Below are 15846 nucleotides of genomic sequence, written 5' to 3'. Positions count from 1 at the left end.
CGTATGCCAGTCAGCGCCGCGTGGTGGAGACGTGGGTGGCGTGCGGGGGTGTGGGCGGCGGTGGTCGCTTTGGTGGCGGCGCTGCTGTCCGGTGTGGGTGCCGCCGGGACGGCGCATGCGGCGAGTGTCGATACGGGTGCGTGGTATGTGCTGGTGAACCGGGGCAGCGGCAAGGTGCTGGATGTGTCCGGCGCAAGTGCCGCGGACGGGGCGGGGGTGGCGCAGTGGTCCCGTCACGACGGTGCCCATCAGCGGTTCCGGTTCGTGGACTCCGGTGGTGGCTACTACCGGTTGAAGGCGCAGCACTCGGGCAAGGTGCTGGACGTGTTGAACCACTCCTCGGCCGATCACGCGGGCATCGTGCAGTGGAGCGACCTCAACGGCGCCAACCAGCAGTTCCGGCCGGCCGATTCCCCGGACGGGTACGTGCGGCTGATCAACCGGGGCAGTGGCAAGGCCGTCGAGATCCAGAACGCCTCCACCGCGGACGGCGCCCGGGCCGTGCAGTTCACCGACCGGGGCGGGGCCAACCAGCAATGGCAACTCGTCCGCGCCACAGGAGTGCTCGCACAGGTGCACACCGCGGGGCGGGTCAAGGACGCCGGAAACACCGTGCAGTACAGCTGGCCCGGCGTGTACTTCGAGGGCCGTGTCAGGGGCACCGGCGTGGGCATCGTGCTCAACGACTCGGCCGCCGACTACGACGTCCAGGTCGACGGAACCACCGTCGCCACACTCGTCACACCCGGCAACACCACGCACTGGATCAACGGCCTGTCGAACAGCACCCACACCGTCCGGCTCGTCAAACGCAACGACACCCCGGGGAACACCAGCGCCTTCGGAGGCTTCGTCGCCGCGCCCGGCGGTGCCGTACTGGGCAAACCGGCCGCCCGCAGCCGCCAGATCGAGTTCGTCGGCGACTCCCTCACGGTGGGCTACGGCAACCTCTCGACCTCGCGCACCTGCACCGCGGACCAGCTCAAGCGGACCACCAACTCCGATGTGAGCTACGGCGCCCTCACCGCCCGGCGACTGAACGCCGACTACCAGATCAACGGCTACTCGGGCCTCGGCATGGTGCGCAACTACGACGGCGGAAGGCCGGACGTCACGTACCGCACCTTCTACGACCGTGCCCTGCTGAACGTGCCGGGCGACGTCTGGCAGAACCCGGGCACCTGGCGCCCCCAGGTCGTGGTGGTCAACCTCGGCACCAACGACTTCTCGACCGCCATCAAACCCGGTGAACCCTGGACGCCGGACAACTTCGCGGCCGCCTACCGCAGCGCCTACAACGACTTCGTCCAGAAGCTGCGCACACGCTACGGGGCCGACACGACCATCGTGGCGGTGGGTGCCGGGCAGTACGCCGGCCATGTCCAGCAGGTGGTCAAGTCGCGCAACGACGCCGGCGACAGCCGGGTCCGCTACTGGTTCCTCGACGACTCGGGCCTGGACTTCCTCGGCTGCGACTGGCACTACTCGGCCCACGACGACCGAGTCATCTCCGACCGCCTGACCTCGTTCATCACCGGCCTGCCGACAGGTTGGTGACGGGGCGACCCCGTCGATCGAGCCATCACTCGCAGAAGAGGACGCGTGCATGAGAAAGCCTTGGCTTCTCCCCCTGATCACGCTCGTCACCGCCGCGCTCGGGGTGACGACGGCCGGGGTGACCCCTGCCTCCGCCGCCCCGACCACACCCTTGCGGGTCATGCCGCTGGGCGACTCGATCACCTGGGGTGTGGGCAGCAGTTCGGGCAACGGATACCGGGCCCCGTTGTGGAACATGCTCGCGACCGACGGCCATCCGCTGGACTTCGTGGGCACCGCACGCAGCGGTTCCATGTCCGACCCCGACAACCAAGGTCACCCCGGATACAAGATCCACCAGATCGCCGCCCTCACCGACGCCTCGCTGACCCGCTACCGCCCCAACGTCGTGACGCTGATGATCGGCACCAACGACCTCAACGAGAGCTACCAGGTCTCCACCGCCACCGCCCGGCTGAAGTCGCTGGTCGACCAGATCACCGCCGGCGCTCCCGACGCGACGGTCCTCGTGGCCTCCCTGGTCGTGTCCACCAGCGGCTCGGAGGAGCAGCACCGTGCCGCGTACAACCAGGCCATCCCCCGCATCGTGAGCGACGCCCAGGCTGCGGGCAAGCACGTCGCGTACGTGGACATGGGCAACCTGACCACGGCCGACCTGGCCGACGCCCTGCACCCCAACGACTCGGGCTACCAGAAGATGGCCGACGCCTTCCACCGGGGCATCCGGACCGCGGACAGCGCCGGGTGGCTGAGGAACCCCGCTCCCGCCCCCGCACGCGTGCAGTCCGGCCTCGCCGGCAAGTGCCTGGATGTCAACGGCGCCAGCACCGCCGACGGGGCCGCCGTCCAGATCTGGGGCTGCGGCGGCGGTGCCAACCAGGTCTGGTCCGCCTACACCGACGGCACCCTGCGCTCCATGGGCAAGTGCCTCGACGCCGCCGGCTGGGGCACCACCAACGGCACCAAGGTGCAGACCTGGAACTGCACCGGCGGCGCCAACCAGGTCTGGCAGCCCCACAACGGCGGCTACCGCAACCCCGCCTCCGGCCGCTGCCTCGACGTGCCGGGTTCGGCCACGGCCGACGGCACACAGCTCCAGCTGTGGGACTGCAACGGCGCCGCCAACCAGAAGTGGACCACGCTGACCGCCGGATGACCCGCGCACCGGGACCCGAACCCTGTCCGAGCTCGGGTCCCGGCAGCCGTTCGACCGTGCCATCGCTTTCCCGTCTCCGAAAGGGTGCGCCATGTCTTTCTCCATCAGCCGACGGCACCTCCTGCAATTAGCCGGGGCCACCGCCGCCGCCTCTGCCACCGGATCCTTCCTCGGCGGTTCTCCCGCCCACGCGGCCATTCCTCCCGCAAGGGCCGACATCGGAGTCTCCGCGCACCCCTTCGCACTCGGCCAGGTCCGGCTCACCGCGAGCCGGTGGCTGGACAACCAGAACCGCACGCGGAACTACCTGCGGTTCGTCGACGTCGACCGGCTCCTATACAACTTCCGCGCCAACCACCGGCTGTCCACCAACGGCGCGGCCGCCAACGGCGGTTGGGACGCGCCGACGTTCCCCTTCCGCACCCACGTCCAGGGGCACTTCCTCACGGCGTGGGCGCAGCTGTACGCCGTGACCGGGGACACCGTCTGCCGGGACAAGGCCACCAGCATGGTCGCGGGACTGGCCAGATGTCAGGCCAACAACAGCGCCGCCGGTTTCAGCGCCGGGTATCTCTCCGGCTACCCCGAGTCCGACTTCACCGCTCTCGAACAGCGGACCCTGAACAACGGCAACGTGCCGTACTACACCATCCACAAGACCCTCGTGGGCCTGCTGGACGTATGGCGCCACATCGGCAGCACACAGGCCCGGGACGTGCTGCTCGCCCTGGCAGGATGGGTCGATCGGCGCACCGGCCGGCTGAGCGGCCAGCAGATGCAGACCATGCTGCAGACCGAGTTCGGCGGCATGAACACCGTGCTGACCGATCTCTACCAGCAGACCGGCGACGCGCGGTGGCTCACCGTCGCCCAACGGTTCGACCACGCCGCGGTGTTCGACCCGCTGGCGTCCAACCAGGACCGGCTCAACGGACTGCACGCCAACACTCAGGTCCCCAAGTGGATCGGGGCCGCCCGGGAGTACAAGGCCACCGGCACCACCCGCTACCGGGACATCGCCACCAACGCGTGGAACTTCTGCGTCAGCGCGCACACCTATGCCATCGGCGGCAACAGCCAGGCGGAGCGTTTCCGGGCCCCGAACGCCATCGCCGGCTACCTGAACCAGGACACGTGCGAAAGCTGCAACACCTTCAACATGCTCACCCTCACCCGGGAACTGTTCGCGCTGGACCCGAACCGGGCAGCACTGTTCGACTACTACGAGCGGGCCTGGCTGAACCAGATGATCGGCCAGCAGAACCCGGCCGACAATCACGGCCACGTCACCTACTTCACCCCGCTCAACCCGGGAGGCCGACGCGGTGTGGGCCCGGCGTGGGGCGGCGGCACCTGGAGCACCGACTACGGCACCTTCTGGTGCTGCCAGGGCACGGGCCTGGAGATGCACACCAGGCTGATGGACTCCCTCTACTTCCGCAGCGACAGCACGCTGATCGTGAACCTGTTCGTGCCCTCGGTGCTCACCTGGTCGGAGCGCGGAATCACCGTCACCCAGACCACGTCGTACCCGAGCAGCGACACCACCACCCTCCACGTCACCGGCAATGTCGGCGGAACCTGGGCGATGCGCATCCGCATCCCGGCCTGGACCACCGGGGCCACGGTCAGCGTCAACGGCGTCGTGCAACCCATCGCCACCGCCCCCGGCAGCTACGCGACCCTGAGCCGCTCCTGGACCTCCGGCGACACGGTCACCGTCCGCCTGCCCATGCGGATCATCATGCGAGCGGCCAACGACAACGCGAACGTCGCCGCGATCACCTACGGCCCGGTGGTCCTGTCCGGCAACTACGGCAACTCCTCGCTCAGCTCCCTCCCGACGCTGAACACGTCCTCGATCACCCGGACCAGCAGCAGTTCACTCGCCTTCACCGCCACCGCCAACGGCTCCAGCGTCCACCTGGGCCCGTTCCACGACGCGCACGGCCACAACTACACGGTCTACTGGGCCACCGGCGGCACCGTCCGTCCGTAGACCGACCAGGCCACCGCCGACCTCGTTCCAGGGCTCTGAAGCGACATTGTCGAAGCGCTTCAACACGGCCTTCTTTTCTGGCAGGCTGATAACAGGCAAGTAGCAAAGGGCTTCTCACCATGGAAGCCCTTGTTTCGCATGACGCTTGCCCCTTGCCTTGCGTCTGGAAGTGAAGCGCTTCGACAACGCAGCGGCCCTCGATCGCAGAAGCGGCCGCAGCGAGGCCGCGTAGCGGCTCGCCGGGCGAGCGGCCCGATTCCCCGTACCGAGGAACCGCCATGACGACTCGCAGCATCACCGACCGCCTGGGTGGCCTGGCCTTCGGCGGGGACTACAACCCCGAGCAGTGGGACGAGCCGGTATGGAAGGAGGACGACGAGCTGATGCGCCGGGCCCGGGTCAATCTGGCCACCGTCGGCGTCTTCTCCTGGGCGCTGTTGGAGCCGGAGGAGGGCCACTACGACTTCGCGTGGCTGGATGCCCATCTGGAGCGCCTGCACGCGAACGGCGTGGCCGTCGACCTGGCCACCCCCACCGCGTCCCCGCCGCCCTGGTTCACCCTGGCCCATCCGGACGCGCTGATGGTCCGGCCCGACGGCACGCGGCTCGTCCACGGCAGCCGGGACACGTACTGCCTCACCGCACCCGCGTACCGCGACTCGGCGCGCCGGATCGCCGGGGCGCTCGCCGAACGCTACGGCGACCATCCCGCCCTCGCGCTGTGGCACGTCCACAACGAGTACGCCACCCTGTGCTACTGCGACCACACGGCGGCCTCCTTCCGGGTGTGGCTGCGCGCCCGCCACGGCTCGCTCGACGCCCTCAACGAGGCCTGGGGAACGGCCTTCTGGAGTCAGCGCTACACCTCCTGGGAACAGGTGCTGCCACCGCGTGCGACGAACTGGCACAAGAACCCCGGCCAGGAACTGGACTTCCGCCGCTTCTGGGCCGACGAGGTCACCGCCGCCTACCGCGAGCAGCGGGACGCGATCCGCGCGCACAGCGACCGGCCGGTGACGACCAACCTGATGCTGCCCGCGTACCAGAACATCGACGTGTGGGCGCTGGCCCGGGAACTCGACGTGGTCACCATCGACCAGTACCCCGGCGCGCCCGGCCTGTCCGCCGCCGCCGACGTCGCCTTCCACGCGGACCGCGCCCGCTCCCTGGGCGGCGGTCGTCCCTGGCTGCTGATGGAGCAGGGCACGAGCACCGTCTACGACGGCGACCGGGTCCTCGCCAAGGACCCCGGTGACATCCTGCGCCACACCCTCGGCCACATCGCCCGCGGCTCGGACGGAGCCCTCTTCTTCCAGTGGCGCCAGTCCCGGGCCGGCGCCGAGACCTGGCACTCGGCGATGGTTCCGCACGCGGGACCCGACAGCCGGATCTTCCGCGAGGTCACAACGACCGGGGAGGCGGTCGCCCGCCTCGGCGAGCTGGCGGGATCGACGGTGTCCGCGCAGGTGGCCGTCCTGCACGACCCGGACGCGTGGTGGGCACTCGACGTGGACGGCCTGCCCTCCGCGGAACTCGACTACCACGCGACACTCGGCCGGGCACACCGCGCGCTGTGGGACGCCGGCGTCACGGTCGACTTCGCCCACCCCGCACACGAGGTGGGCCGCTACCGCCTCGTCGTCGCACCGGCCCTGTTCCTCCTCTCCGACCGGGCGGCCGAGAATCTGCGCCGGTACGTCGCCGGCGGCGGGACGCTCCTCGTCCAGCACGCGAGCGGCTATGTCGACGAGCGTCTCCACGCCCGCCTCGGCGGCTACCCGGCCGCTCCTCTGCGCGAGGCGCTGGGCATCCGCGTCGAGGAGTACCGGCCGCTGCGGCGCAGCGAGATGATCACCCTGTCAGACGGCACCCAGGGCACCGCCTGGAGCGAGTCCCTGCGCACCGAGGGCGCCGAGACGCTCGCCGCCTACACCCACGGGATGCTCAACGGCAGCCCGGCGCTGACCCGTCACCACTTCGGCACCGGACAGGGGTGGTACCTCTCGACCCACCTCACCGACGCCGGCTACGGCGCCCTGGTCGCCCGGCTGCTCGACGAGGCCGGCGTGGGCCCCGCGCTTCCGGGCCTGCCCCCGCAGGTCGAGGCCGTCACCCGGCACGCTCCGGACGGACGCCGCTGGCGCTTCCTGATCAGCCACGGCCCCGAACCCGTGCCCCTGCCCGAGCCCGCCCATGACCTGCTCACGGGCGGCACGGTGTCCGAACTGCCCGGCGGCGGCTGCGCCGTACTCCGTATCGCCTGAGCCCAGAGTCCAGAGGCCGGAGCACCCGGCACAGAGCACACGGCACAGGGCACCGTCCCCCTCTCCCCCGCCAGAAAGGCTTCCCATGACCAGCGCACCGCAGACCCTCCGATGGGGTCACCAGGCCCTTCAGGTCGAGATCGGCGTCGGCGAAGACGGCACCGCCCACCTCACCCACATCGGCCTCCCCGACGGACCACGTCCTGAGCAGCCCTCCCCGCCTCCGCTGCCCCTGGTGGAGGTGACGGCCGCGGGCCACGGCCGTGGCTGGTCGGGCAACCGCCTCGTGGGCACCAACCTCGGCGGGCGTCTGCGCCACCAGTCCCACCGGGCGACCCACGACGGCGACTGGCACACCCTGACCGTGCACCTCCACGATCCGGAAACCGGTCTGGCCGCGGAGGTGACCTACCGATCACCGGACGGCATCCCCGTGCTCCGCAGCGAGGTGACCCTGCGCAACGAGGGGCAGGCCACGCTGCACCTGGAGTCGGTCAGCTCGCTCGTGGTGGGCTGCCTGACCCCCCAGGATCCGGCGGCCATCGACGCCGCGGACCTCCTGTGGGTGGACAACGACTGGCTCGCCGAATGCCGTTGGCAGCGACAGCCGATGCGCCTGACCACACCGGCCCACGGCGGACGGGTGACCAACGGGCACGGCAAATCCGGCTTCGCCCTCAATGGACAGCGCACCTGGTCCAGTTGCGGACACCTGCCCATGGGCGGCCTGACGGACCGCCGCTCCGGCCGCACCTGGGTGTGGCAGATCGAGCACAACGGCGGGGGCTGGAGCTGGGAATGCGAAGAGCAGGACAAGGCGGCCTACGCAGCGCTGTTCGGCCCCACCGACACCCACCACGGCTGGCGGCACCCCCTCGAACCCGGCGCCGTCTTCCGCACCGTACCCGCCGCACTGTCCTTCAGCGCGGACGGCGGCCCCGACGCCGCGTTCGCCGCGCTGACCCGCTACCGCCGCGCCCAGCGCCGCCCGCACGCCGACCACCAGCGCCTGCCCGTCATCTTCAACGACTACATGAACTGCCTGATGGGCGACCCCACGACCGAGAAGCTGCTGCCGCACATCGACGCGGCGGCCGACGCGGGCGCGGAGTACTTCGTGATCGACGCCGGCTGGTACGACGGCGACAACGGCGGCTGGTGGAACACCGTCGGCGCCTGGGAACCGGCCGCCTCACGTTTCCCCGGGGAGAAGGGGATCCACGAGGTGCTGGACCGCATCCGGGAACGCGGCATGGTTCCCGGCCTGTGGCTGGAACCGGAGGTGATCGGCGTAAGCAGTCCCATGGCCACGTCCCTGCCCGACGAGGCGTTCTTCCGCCGCGAAGGCGTCCGCGTCACGGAGAACGGCCGGCACCACCTGGACCTGCGCCACCCGGCCGCCCGTGCCCACCTGGACAAGGTCGTGGACCGCCTGGTCGGCGAGTGGGGCGTCGGCTACCTCAAGCTCGACCACAACATCGACCCCGGCTCCGGCACGAGCGACCACCCGGGCGAGACCCCGGCCGCCGGCCTGCTCGGTCACAACCGGGCGCACCTCGACTGGCTCGACGGCATCCTGGACCGCTACCCGCACCTGGTGGTGGAGAACTGCGCCTCCGGCGGCATGCGCTGGGACCACGCCCTGCTGTCCCGGATGCAATTGCAGTCCACGAGCGATCAGCAGAACCTCCAGCACTACGCGCCCATCGCGGCCTCCGCGCCCACCGCCGCCACGCCCGAACAGGGCGCCGTCTGGGCATACCCCCAGCCGGAGGACTCCCTCGACGAGGTGGCCTTCACCATGGCCAACGCGCTCCTCGGCCGGATCCATCTCTCCGGCCGCATTCCCGAACTCGAGCCTGAAGCCCGCGCCCTGGTCCACGAGGCGGTAGCCGCGTACAAGGCCATCCGCGCCGACCTGCCGCAAGCCGTGCCGTCCTGGCCACTGGGCCTTCCCGCCTGGGACGACCCCTGGATCGCCCTGGCCCTGCGGTCTCCGGCCACCACGTACCTCACCGTCTGGCGCCGCCCCGGAACCGACGCCACGGCGACGCTTCACCTGCCCCACCTGCGGGACACCGCCGCCGGTGTCGACCTGCTCTACCCCTCGGTCAGCCGGGCCGTTTCCGCCTGGACACCCGACACCGCCGAGCTGAGCCTGACCCTGCCCACCGCACCGTCCGCCGTCCTGCTCCGCATCACCCCCACGGCCCCCGACGCTCCCTGAACCACCCACGCCCGCATCACGAACCGACGAGAGGACCTCTCGGGTGCCCCCTCTGCACCAACCGGACGGACGCGTCACCAACCCCATGAACCCCGTGATCTCCGGCTTCCACCCCGACCCCAGCGTCTGCCGCGTCGGCGACGACTACTACCTGGCCTGCTCCAGCTTCGAGTACTTCCCCGGGGTGCCCCTCTTCCACAGCCGTGACCTGGTGCACTGGACCCAGATCGGCAACGCCCTGGACCGGCCGGAGCAACTGCCTCTGACGCAGGCGTGGTCCTCGGGCGGGATCTACGCCCCCACCCTGCGCCACCACGACGGCCGCTTCTGGCTGATCGTCACCAACTGCACCGAGGGCGGCGGCAACCTGATCATCACGGCCACCGACCCCGCCGGACCGTGGTCGGACCCCATACCGGCGCCGGGCGTACCCGGTATCGATCCCGACCTGGTCTGGGACGAGGACGGCACCTGCTGGTGCACGGTCGCCGGGGTCTCGCAGGTCCGTCTCGACCCGTCCACCGGGCAGACGTACGGCACACCGCACCGGCTCTGGTCCGGCGGGCCCGGCGCCAAGGCCCCGGAGGCGCCGCACCTGTACCGGATCGGCGACTACTGGTACCTGCTCATCGCCGAGGGCGGCACCGAGCGGGGCCACGGTGTCTCGATCGCCCGCGGCCCTACACCCGCCGGCCCGTTCGAGCCGTGCCCGGCCAACCCGGTCCTCACCCATCGCGGCACCGACCACCCCGTCCAGAACACCGGGCACGCCGACCTGGTCCAGGGCCCCGACGGCTCCTGGTGGATGGTGCTGCTCGGCGTCCGGCCGGGCGGCGGCACCCCGGGCTGGCACGTGCTCGGCCGGGAGACCTTCCTGGCCCCCGTGACCTGGGTGGACGACTGGCCGGTCGTCGGCGAGGTCACCCTGGACCTGCCCGAACTCCCGTGGCCGCTCTCCCCCGGCCCCGCCGAGGAACACCGGGACGACTTCGAGCACGCCGAACTGCGCCCGTCCTGGATCTCCCTGCGCGACCGGCCCGCCGAACACTGCACCACCAAGGAGCGCCCCGGATGGCTGACGCTCCGCGCGCGGGGCGGCTCCCTGGACGAGCCCGACGTGGTGTTCACCGGTCGGCGCCAGCAGCATCTGTCGTGCCGGGCCAGCACTCTGGTCGACGCCGCGGAGGGCAGCGGCGGCCTGGCCGTGCGGCTCGACGAGCGGCACCACTACGCGATCGAGGTGTCCGGCACCCGGGTGCGGGTGGTCGCGCGTGTCGGCTCCCTGCGCACCGTCGTGGCCGAACGGTCCGTGCCCGCCGGTCCGGTGGTCCTCGCCGTCACGATGACGGAACCGCCGTCTCCGCACGGACCGTGCACCGGACCCGACGTCGTCTCCCTCGGCGTCGAGCAGCCCGACGGCACGTTCACCCAGCTCGCGGCCCTCGACGGCCGCTACCTCTCGACCGAGGTCGCCGGCGGCTTCACCGGCCGGGTCATCGGCATGTACGCCGCGGCAGGCACCGTCCACTTCGACTGGTTCGACTACGACCCCCTCGACGGCTGAACCAGGCTCCCCTCCCGCTCGACCGACCGAAGGGAACGGCACGTGAAGGACATACGGCAACCCGCACACCACCGCAGACGAGGCACCGGCCGCCTGGCCGGCCCGCTGATGGCGCTGCTCGTCATCCTGGGACTGTCCGGCAGCACCGCGCTCGCCGCGCCCGGCGGCACGGCACAGCAGGCAGGCTCCACGGTCAAGGTTCCGGCCCGCGCCATGGACGCCGTCGCGGCGATGCAGCCCAGCTGGAACCTGGGCAACACCCTGGACGCGATTCCGGACGAGACGTCCTGGGGCAATCCCAAGGCCACCAGAGAACTGTTCAAGACCATCCGGGCGGAAGGTTTCCGCAGCGTCCGCATCCCGGTGACCTGGAGCGCACACCAGTCCGCCACCGCGCCCTACACCGTCGACGCCGCGTACATGAGCCGCGTCAAGCAGGTGGTCGACTGGGCGCTCGCCGAGGACCTGTACGTCGTGCTCAACATCCACCACGACTCGTGGCAGTGGATCTCGAAGATGCCCACCGACCACGACACGGTGCTCGCCCGCTTCAACTCGCTGTGGACGCAGATAGCCGAGAGATTCCGGGACGCGCCGCGCGCCCTGCTCTTCGAGAGTGTCAACGAGCCTCAGTTCGCCGACGCCACGGACGCCCAGAAGACCAAGCTCCTCAACGAGCTCAACGTCTCCTTCCACAAGATCGTCCGTTCCTCCGGCGGCGGCAACGCGAACCGACTGCTCGTCCTCCCCACGGTCTACTGCACACCTGACCAGCGCCTCATGGACGACCTGTCCGCCACGATCCGGAAGCTGAACGACCGCAATCTGGTCGCCACCGTGCACTTCTACAGCTGGTACCCGTTCAGCGTGAACATGGCGGGCGGCACCCACTACGACGAAGCCGCCCAGAACGACCTCAACGACGCCTTCGCCCGCATGCGCGACACCTTCGTCGCCAGGGGCATCCCCGTCTATGTCGGTGAGTTGGGCCTGCTCGGCTACCCCGACCACAACCATCCCTCCCGTGTCGAGCGGGGCGAGGCGCTGAAGTACTACGAGCACGTCGGATACGCGGCACGCCTCGTCGGTGTCACCACCGCGCTGTGGGACCCCGGAACCTGGGCCTACCTGAACCGGGAGACCCTGAAGTGGACGGATCCGGCTCTGATGGCCTGGATCAAGTCCAGCTGGACCACCCGTTCGGGAACGGCCTCCTTCGACAAGGTCTTCTTGGAGAAGAAGGAGCCGATCACGGCCAAGGGGGTCACCCTGAATCTGAACGGGACCAGGTTCCGGGGCCTGTGGCACGGTGAGACGAAACTTGTCGAGGGACGCGACTACACCCTCTTCGACACGACGCGGCTCGTCCTCACGGCCGGCGCGCTGACCCGGCTGTCGGGCGACCGCGCGTACGGGGTGAACGCCACGCTCCAGGCCCGGTTCTCCCGCGGGCTGCCCTGGCAGATCGAGGTGGTCACCTACGACGAGCCGGTGCTGTCCGACGCCACGGGCAACACCGACGGGCTCACGATCCCCACGCGGTACAAGGGTGACGTGCTGTCGGCCATGGAGGCCAGGTACGGCGACGGCAGTAACGCCGGCCCGAAGGACTGGACCGTGTACCAGGAGTTCAACGCGACCTTCTCGCCGGACTACCCGAACGACACGATCGTCCTGAAGCCCGAGTTCCTGGACTCGCTGCGCGACGGCGAACTGGTGACACTGACCTTCAACTTCTACAGCGGCAAGAAGGTCATGTACCACGTCAAGAAGTCCGGAGACTCGGTCACCGGCACGCACGTCGTCCCCCTCTCCTGACGGACCCGCCCCGCGCCCTGGTTGCCCGTCTCCCCGGGCAACCAGGATCGCGAGGACGTGCCTCTCCGCCGGACTACCCGGGTGGGGTGACGGTGGCCGCCGGGGTGAACTGCCACCAGTTCATGTTGAGCAGGTAGCCGCTGCCGCCGGTGAACCGCAGGTAGAGGTCCTGGGTTCCCGTCGCGCCGCTGACCGGGCAGGTCACCGTCGTCCAGGTCTGCCAGCCGCCGGTGTTCGGCACAGCGCACCGGCCCGCGACCGTCCCGTTCGGACCGCCCAGGCGCAGTTCGACGGCGCCGCCGCCGGTGGCGGCCGAGGCCACGCGCGCGGTGAAGGAGGCCGCGCCTGACCCGAAGGCTGCGCCTTTCACCTTGATGTAGTCGCCGTTGTCGATCCAGCCGACGTTCATGCCGCCTTCGCTGGAGGGTTCGGTCTCGATCCCGGAACCCCAGGCGATCGTCTCGGCCTCCTGGCGTACGTACGGATTGAGCGGGCCGGCCTGCGGTGCACCCGTGTTCGTCATGGTGATCGTCGGGATCGTGCCGTCGGCGTTGTAGGAGAACCTCTCCACCGCGACCGAGCGGGTGAAACCACCGCCGCCCGGCAACGCGCCGTTGTGGTAGAAGAAATACGAGCTGCCCTTGAAGTCCACGATCCCGGGGTGGTTGGTGAAACTGCTGCCCTGGGTGGGCATGACCGTCCCGCGGTAGGTCCACGGCCCGGTCGGGCCGGGCGCCGTCGAGTAGGCGATGAACTCCGAGCAGCACTTGGCCGCGAACACCATGTAGTACAGGCCGTTCCGCTTGTACACCCACGGCCCCTCTTCGTACAGGGTGGGGCGGTTGGGGTCGCCGGTGCGGGTGCCGAACCCCGCGGTGGTGAGCGGGATCCTGGTGACGCCTCCCGAGTAGGAGGTCATGTCGGCGTTCAGCCTGACGTACGACAGGTTCGGGTTGCCCCAGTACAGATAGGCCTGGCCGTCGTCGTCGACGAAGACGGTCGGATCGATCTCACCGTTCTCCACCAGGGGGCGCCCGAGGGCGTCCCGGAACGGACCGGTCGGGCTGTCGGACACCGCCACACCGATGGCCATCCGACCGGTGGCCCGGTTCTTCACCGGCACGTACCAGTAGAACCGGCCGTTGCGCTGCACGGCCTGCCCCGCCCACGCGTCGGCGGACGCCCAGCTGAAGGTGTTCAGACCGAGCGGTGAGCCGTGGTCGGTCCAGTTGACCATGTCGGCGGAGGACCACACCCGCCAGTCCTTCATGGTGAAGTAGGTGGAACCGTCCTCGTCGTGCCCGGTGTAGAGGTAGACCCGTCCGTTGTGCACCAGCGGGGCCGGATCGGCGGTGTAGATGTGCTGCACGATCGGGTTGTCGGCCCTGGCCGCCGTGGGCTGCACGGCGGCGGGAAGGACGGCGAACGCCAGCAGGAGGCCCACCACCCAGGCGACTGCCCGGGTGAGGCTGGTGCGGGTGACCGGTAACGGCCGAATCGTCGTCATCGTGGCCTCCGGGGGATGCCGGCCGGTGGGTGAGCCGCCGGCCCGTGCGCTACGGCCCTCATGTGCGGTTCCACTTCTGGCCGGCCTGGCCGTTGCAGCTCCACAGGACCAGCGGCGTTCCGTTGGCGGTGCCGGCCCCGTTGACGTCGAGGCACAGCCCGGCGTGGACGTTGCGGATCGATCCGTCGGAGCCGACGGTCCACTTCTGGTTGTTCTGGCCGTTGCAGGGCCAGGTGATGACCCGGGTGCCGTTGGTGGTGCCCTGGTTGTAGGCGTCGAGGCACTTGTCGCCGTAGACGCGGATCTCGCCGCCGGCCCACGTGGTCCACAGCTGGTTGGCGGCCGTGTGGCAGTCCCAGAGCAGGGCGGCGGCCCCGGCCGCGGTGGAGGCGTTGTCCACGCCCAGGCAGCGGCCGGACGCGTTGCCGCGCAGCCGCGAGGTGGTGGCGGCCAGCGGGCTGCCACCGCTCACCCGGAACACGGCCACGCCGTGCGCGGGGACGCTCGCCGAGATCTGCCCGGACGTGGTCGACGTGCCGCCGGTCCACAGGTCGGTGAGGGTGAACTGCCCGCCGGACAGGCCGACTTGTGCCGCCGTCGTGGTGACCGTCGCAGTGCCGCTCCCCCGGTTGAACAGGCCCACCGCGACCGATCCGTCGGACAGGGGCTTGGCGAACACCTCGGTGTTACCGTCGTCGCGCACCCTGCGCCCGCCCGCGCCCAGCGAGTCCTGGTTCACCGCCAGCAGACGGGGGTTGCGCAGGATCGCGCTCACGTCGGCGGACATGGTGCGGATGTCGTTGCCGGCCATGAGCGGTGCACTCATCAGCGACCACAGGGCGAAGTGGGAGCGGGACTCGGTCAGCGACAGGCCGGGGCGGCCGACGACCAGCATGTCGGGGTCGTTCCAGTGCCCCGGGCCCGACTGCGCCGCCAGCGGCGCGGTGACGTCCAGGACGTTGCCGACGCCCATCGGATAGCTGTTGGTGTTGCCGTTCTGCCAGATGTCGAGCAGGTCCTCGGTCGTCCGCCACAGGTCGGCGACCTCGCCCCAGTTGTAGGTGGCGCCGGTGATGGCGTGGAAGCTGTTGGGGTTGATGCTGTAGACGATCGGCCGTCCGGTGGCACGCAGGGCGTCGCGCATGAGCGAGAAGCGCGCGACCTGCTCGTCCCGGGTGCCCTCGGAGGAGCACCAGTCGTACTTGAGGTAGTCGACGCCCCACGAGGCGAACGTGGCGGCGTCCTGGGCCTCGTGTCCCCTGCTGCCCGTCGACCCGGGATAGGCGCCGGTGGTCTGCGCGCAGGTGCGTGTGCCCGGTACCTGGTAGATGCCGAACTTCAGGCCCTTGCTGTGGATGTAGTCCCCGAGGGCCTTCATCCCGCTCGGGAACTTGGTCGGGTTGGCACGCAGGTTGCCCGCCGCGTCGCGTTGCGGGTCGAACCAGCAGTCGTCGACCACCACGTACCGGTAGCCGGCCTCCCGCATGCCCGAGGACACCATCGCGTCGGCGGCCTGACGGACCTGCGCCTCGGTGATCCCGCACCCGAAGCTGTTCCAGCTGTTCCAGCCCAGCGGTGGAGTGAGCGCCGGGCTGCCGGGTGCGGCCGAAGCGGTGGAGTGGACTGCGGCCGTGAGGGACGCGGTGACCGTCAGCGCGACGGCCGCGAAGAGACGAAGCAGTGGTCTGCGTGATCGTCTGGGCACCATGGGCTCCTTCCGTGGCGGCACCGTCGGCCGGACACCTACGGCACTC

At 70.2% G+C, this 15846-nt stretch carries 8 protein-coding genes and 1 pseudogene; 7 read left to right on the top strand and 2 right to left on the bottom strand.

Going from position 1 to position 15846, the window contains the following annotated elements; genetic code table 11:
* The first annotated feature begins 3 nt into the window (after window positions 1-3).
* The 7 genes and pseudogenes from SLINC_RS46840 (at window position 4) to SLINC_RS43725 (ending at window position 12585) form a co-directional block, all read left to right on the top strand.
* Entirely contained in the window at window positions 4-1557 is a 1554-nt protein-coding gene (locus tag SLINC_RS46840) for an RICIN domain-containing protein (RefSeq protein WP_079165008.1), read from the top strand.
* Between the two features lie 49 nt (window positions 1558-1606).
* On the top strand, window positions 1607-2713 hold the full coding sequence (locus tag SLINC_RS43750; RefSeq protein ID WP_067444003.1) for an SGNH/GDSL hydrolase family protein: 1107 nt from the start codon (window positions 1607-1609) through the stop codon (window positions 2711-2713).
* A 91-nt stretch (window positions 2714-2804) separates the two neighbouring features.
* A pseudogene (locus tag SLINC_RS43745) lies at window positions 2805-4700 on the top strand (beta-L-arabinofuranosidase domain-containing protein); the annotation flags it as partial.
* 290 nt (window positions 4701-4990) lie between these two features.
* Window positions 4991-6976, top strand: a complete 1986-nt coding sequence (locus tag SLINC_RS43740; protein WP_067444001.1) for a beta-galactosidase — start codon at window positions 4991-4993, stop codon at window positions 6974-6976.
* 85 nt (window positions 6977-7061) lie between these two features.
* A complete protein-coding gene (locus tag SLINC_RS43735) occupies window positions 7062-9203 on the top strand; it encodes an alpha-galactosidase (protein ID WP_067443999.1) in 2142 nt (713 codons plus the stop codon).
* Between the two features lie 85 nt (window positions 9204-9288).
* Complete coding sequence (locus SLINC_RS43730; RefSeq protein WP_067446487.1) at window positions 9289-10767, top strand: glycoside hydrolase family 43 protein; 1479 nt, start codon at window positions 9289-9291, stop codon at window positions 10765-10767.
* Between the two features lie 42 nt (window positions 10768-10809).
* Complete coding sequence (locus tag SLINC_RS43725) at window positions 10810-12585, top strand: cellulase family glycosylhydrolase (RefSeq protein ID WP_067443997.1); 1776 nt, start codon at window positions 10810-10812, stop codon at window positions 12583-12585.
* Between the two features lie 73 nt (window positions 12586-12658).
* Here the strand turns inward: SLINC_RS43725 and SLINC_RS43720 are convergent, their stop codons facing one another.
* Window positions 12659-14092 carry a glycoside hydrolase family 43 protein gene (locus SLINC_RS43720; RefSeq protein ID WP_067443995.1) on the bottom strand — a complete coding sequence of 478 codons (1434 nt, stop codon included), beginning with the start codon at window positions 14090-14092 and terminating at the stop codon, window positions 12659-12661.
* 58 nt (window positions 14093-14150) lie between these two features.
* The gene (locus SLINC_RS43715; RefSeq protein WP_211292778.1) at window positions 14151-15800 is read right to left on the bottom strand and encodes a glycoside hydrolase family 27 protein; all 1650 of its coding nucleotides are present in this window, start codon (window positions 15798-15800) and stop codon (window positions 14151-14153) included.
* Between the last annotated feature and the right edge of the window lie 46 nt (window positions 15801-15846).

The sequence above is a fragment of the Streptomyces lincolnensis genome (genome assembly GCF_001685355.1).
GTDB lineage: Bacteria > Actinomycetota > Actinomycetes > Streptomycetales > Streptomycetaceae > Streptomyces > Streptomyces lincolnensis.
The sequence above is the reverse complement of the archived record's forward strand: the minus strand, read 5'-3'. Positions and strand labels throughout refer to the sequence as shown.

Bases quoted from the DNA above. Each gene is read 5' to 3' on its own strand.
- SLINC_RS43715 (WP_211292778.1), bottom strand. From the start codon at position 15,800: ATGGTGCCCAGACGATCACGCAGACCACTGCTTCGTCTCTTCGCGGCC.
- SLINC_RS43730 (WP_067446487.1), top strand. From the start codon at position 9,289: ATGAACCCCGTGATCTCCGGCTTCCACCCCGACCCCAGCGTCTGCCGC.
- SLINC_RS43720 (WP_067443995.1), bottom strand. From the start codon at position 14,092: ATGACGACGATTCGGCCGTTACCGGTCACCCGCACCAGCCTCACCCGG.
- SLINC_RS43740 (WP_067444001.1), top strand. From the start codon at position 4,991: ATGACGACTCGCAGCATCACCGACCGCCTGGGTGGCCTGGCCTTCGGC.
- SLINC_RS43735 (WP_067443999.1), top strand. From the start codon at position 7,062: ATGACCAGCGCACCGCAGACCCTCCGATGGGGTCACCAGGCCCTTCAG.
- SLINC_RS43750 (WP_067444003.1), top strand. From the start codon at position 1,607: ATGAGAAAGCCTTGGCTTCTCCCCCTGATCACGCTCGTCACCGCCGCG.
- SLINC_RS46840 (WP_079165008.1), top strand. From the start codon at position 4: ATGCCAGTCAGCGCCGCGTGGTGGAGACGTGGGTGGCGTGCGGGGGTG.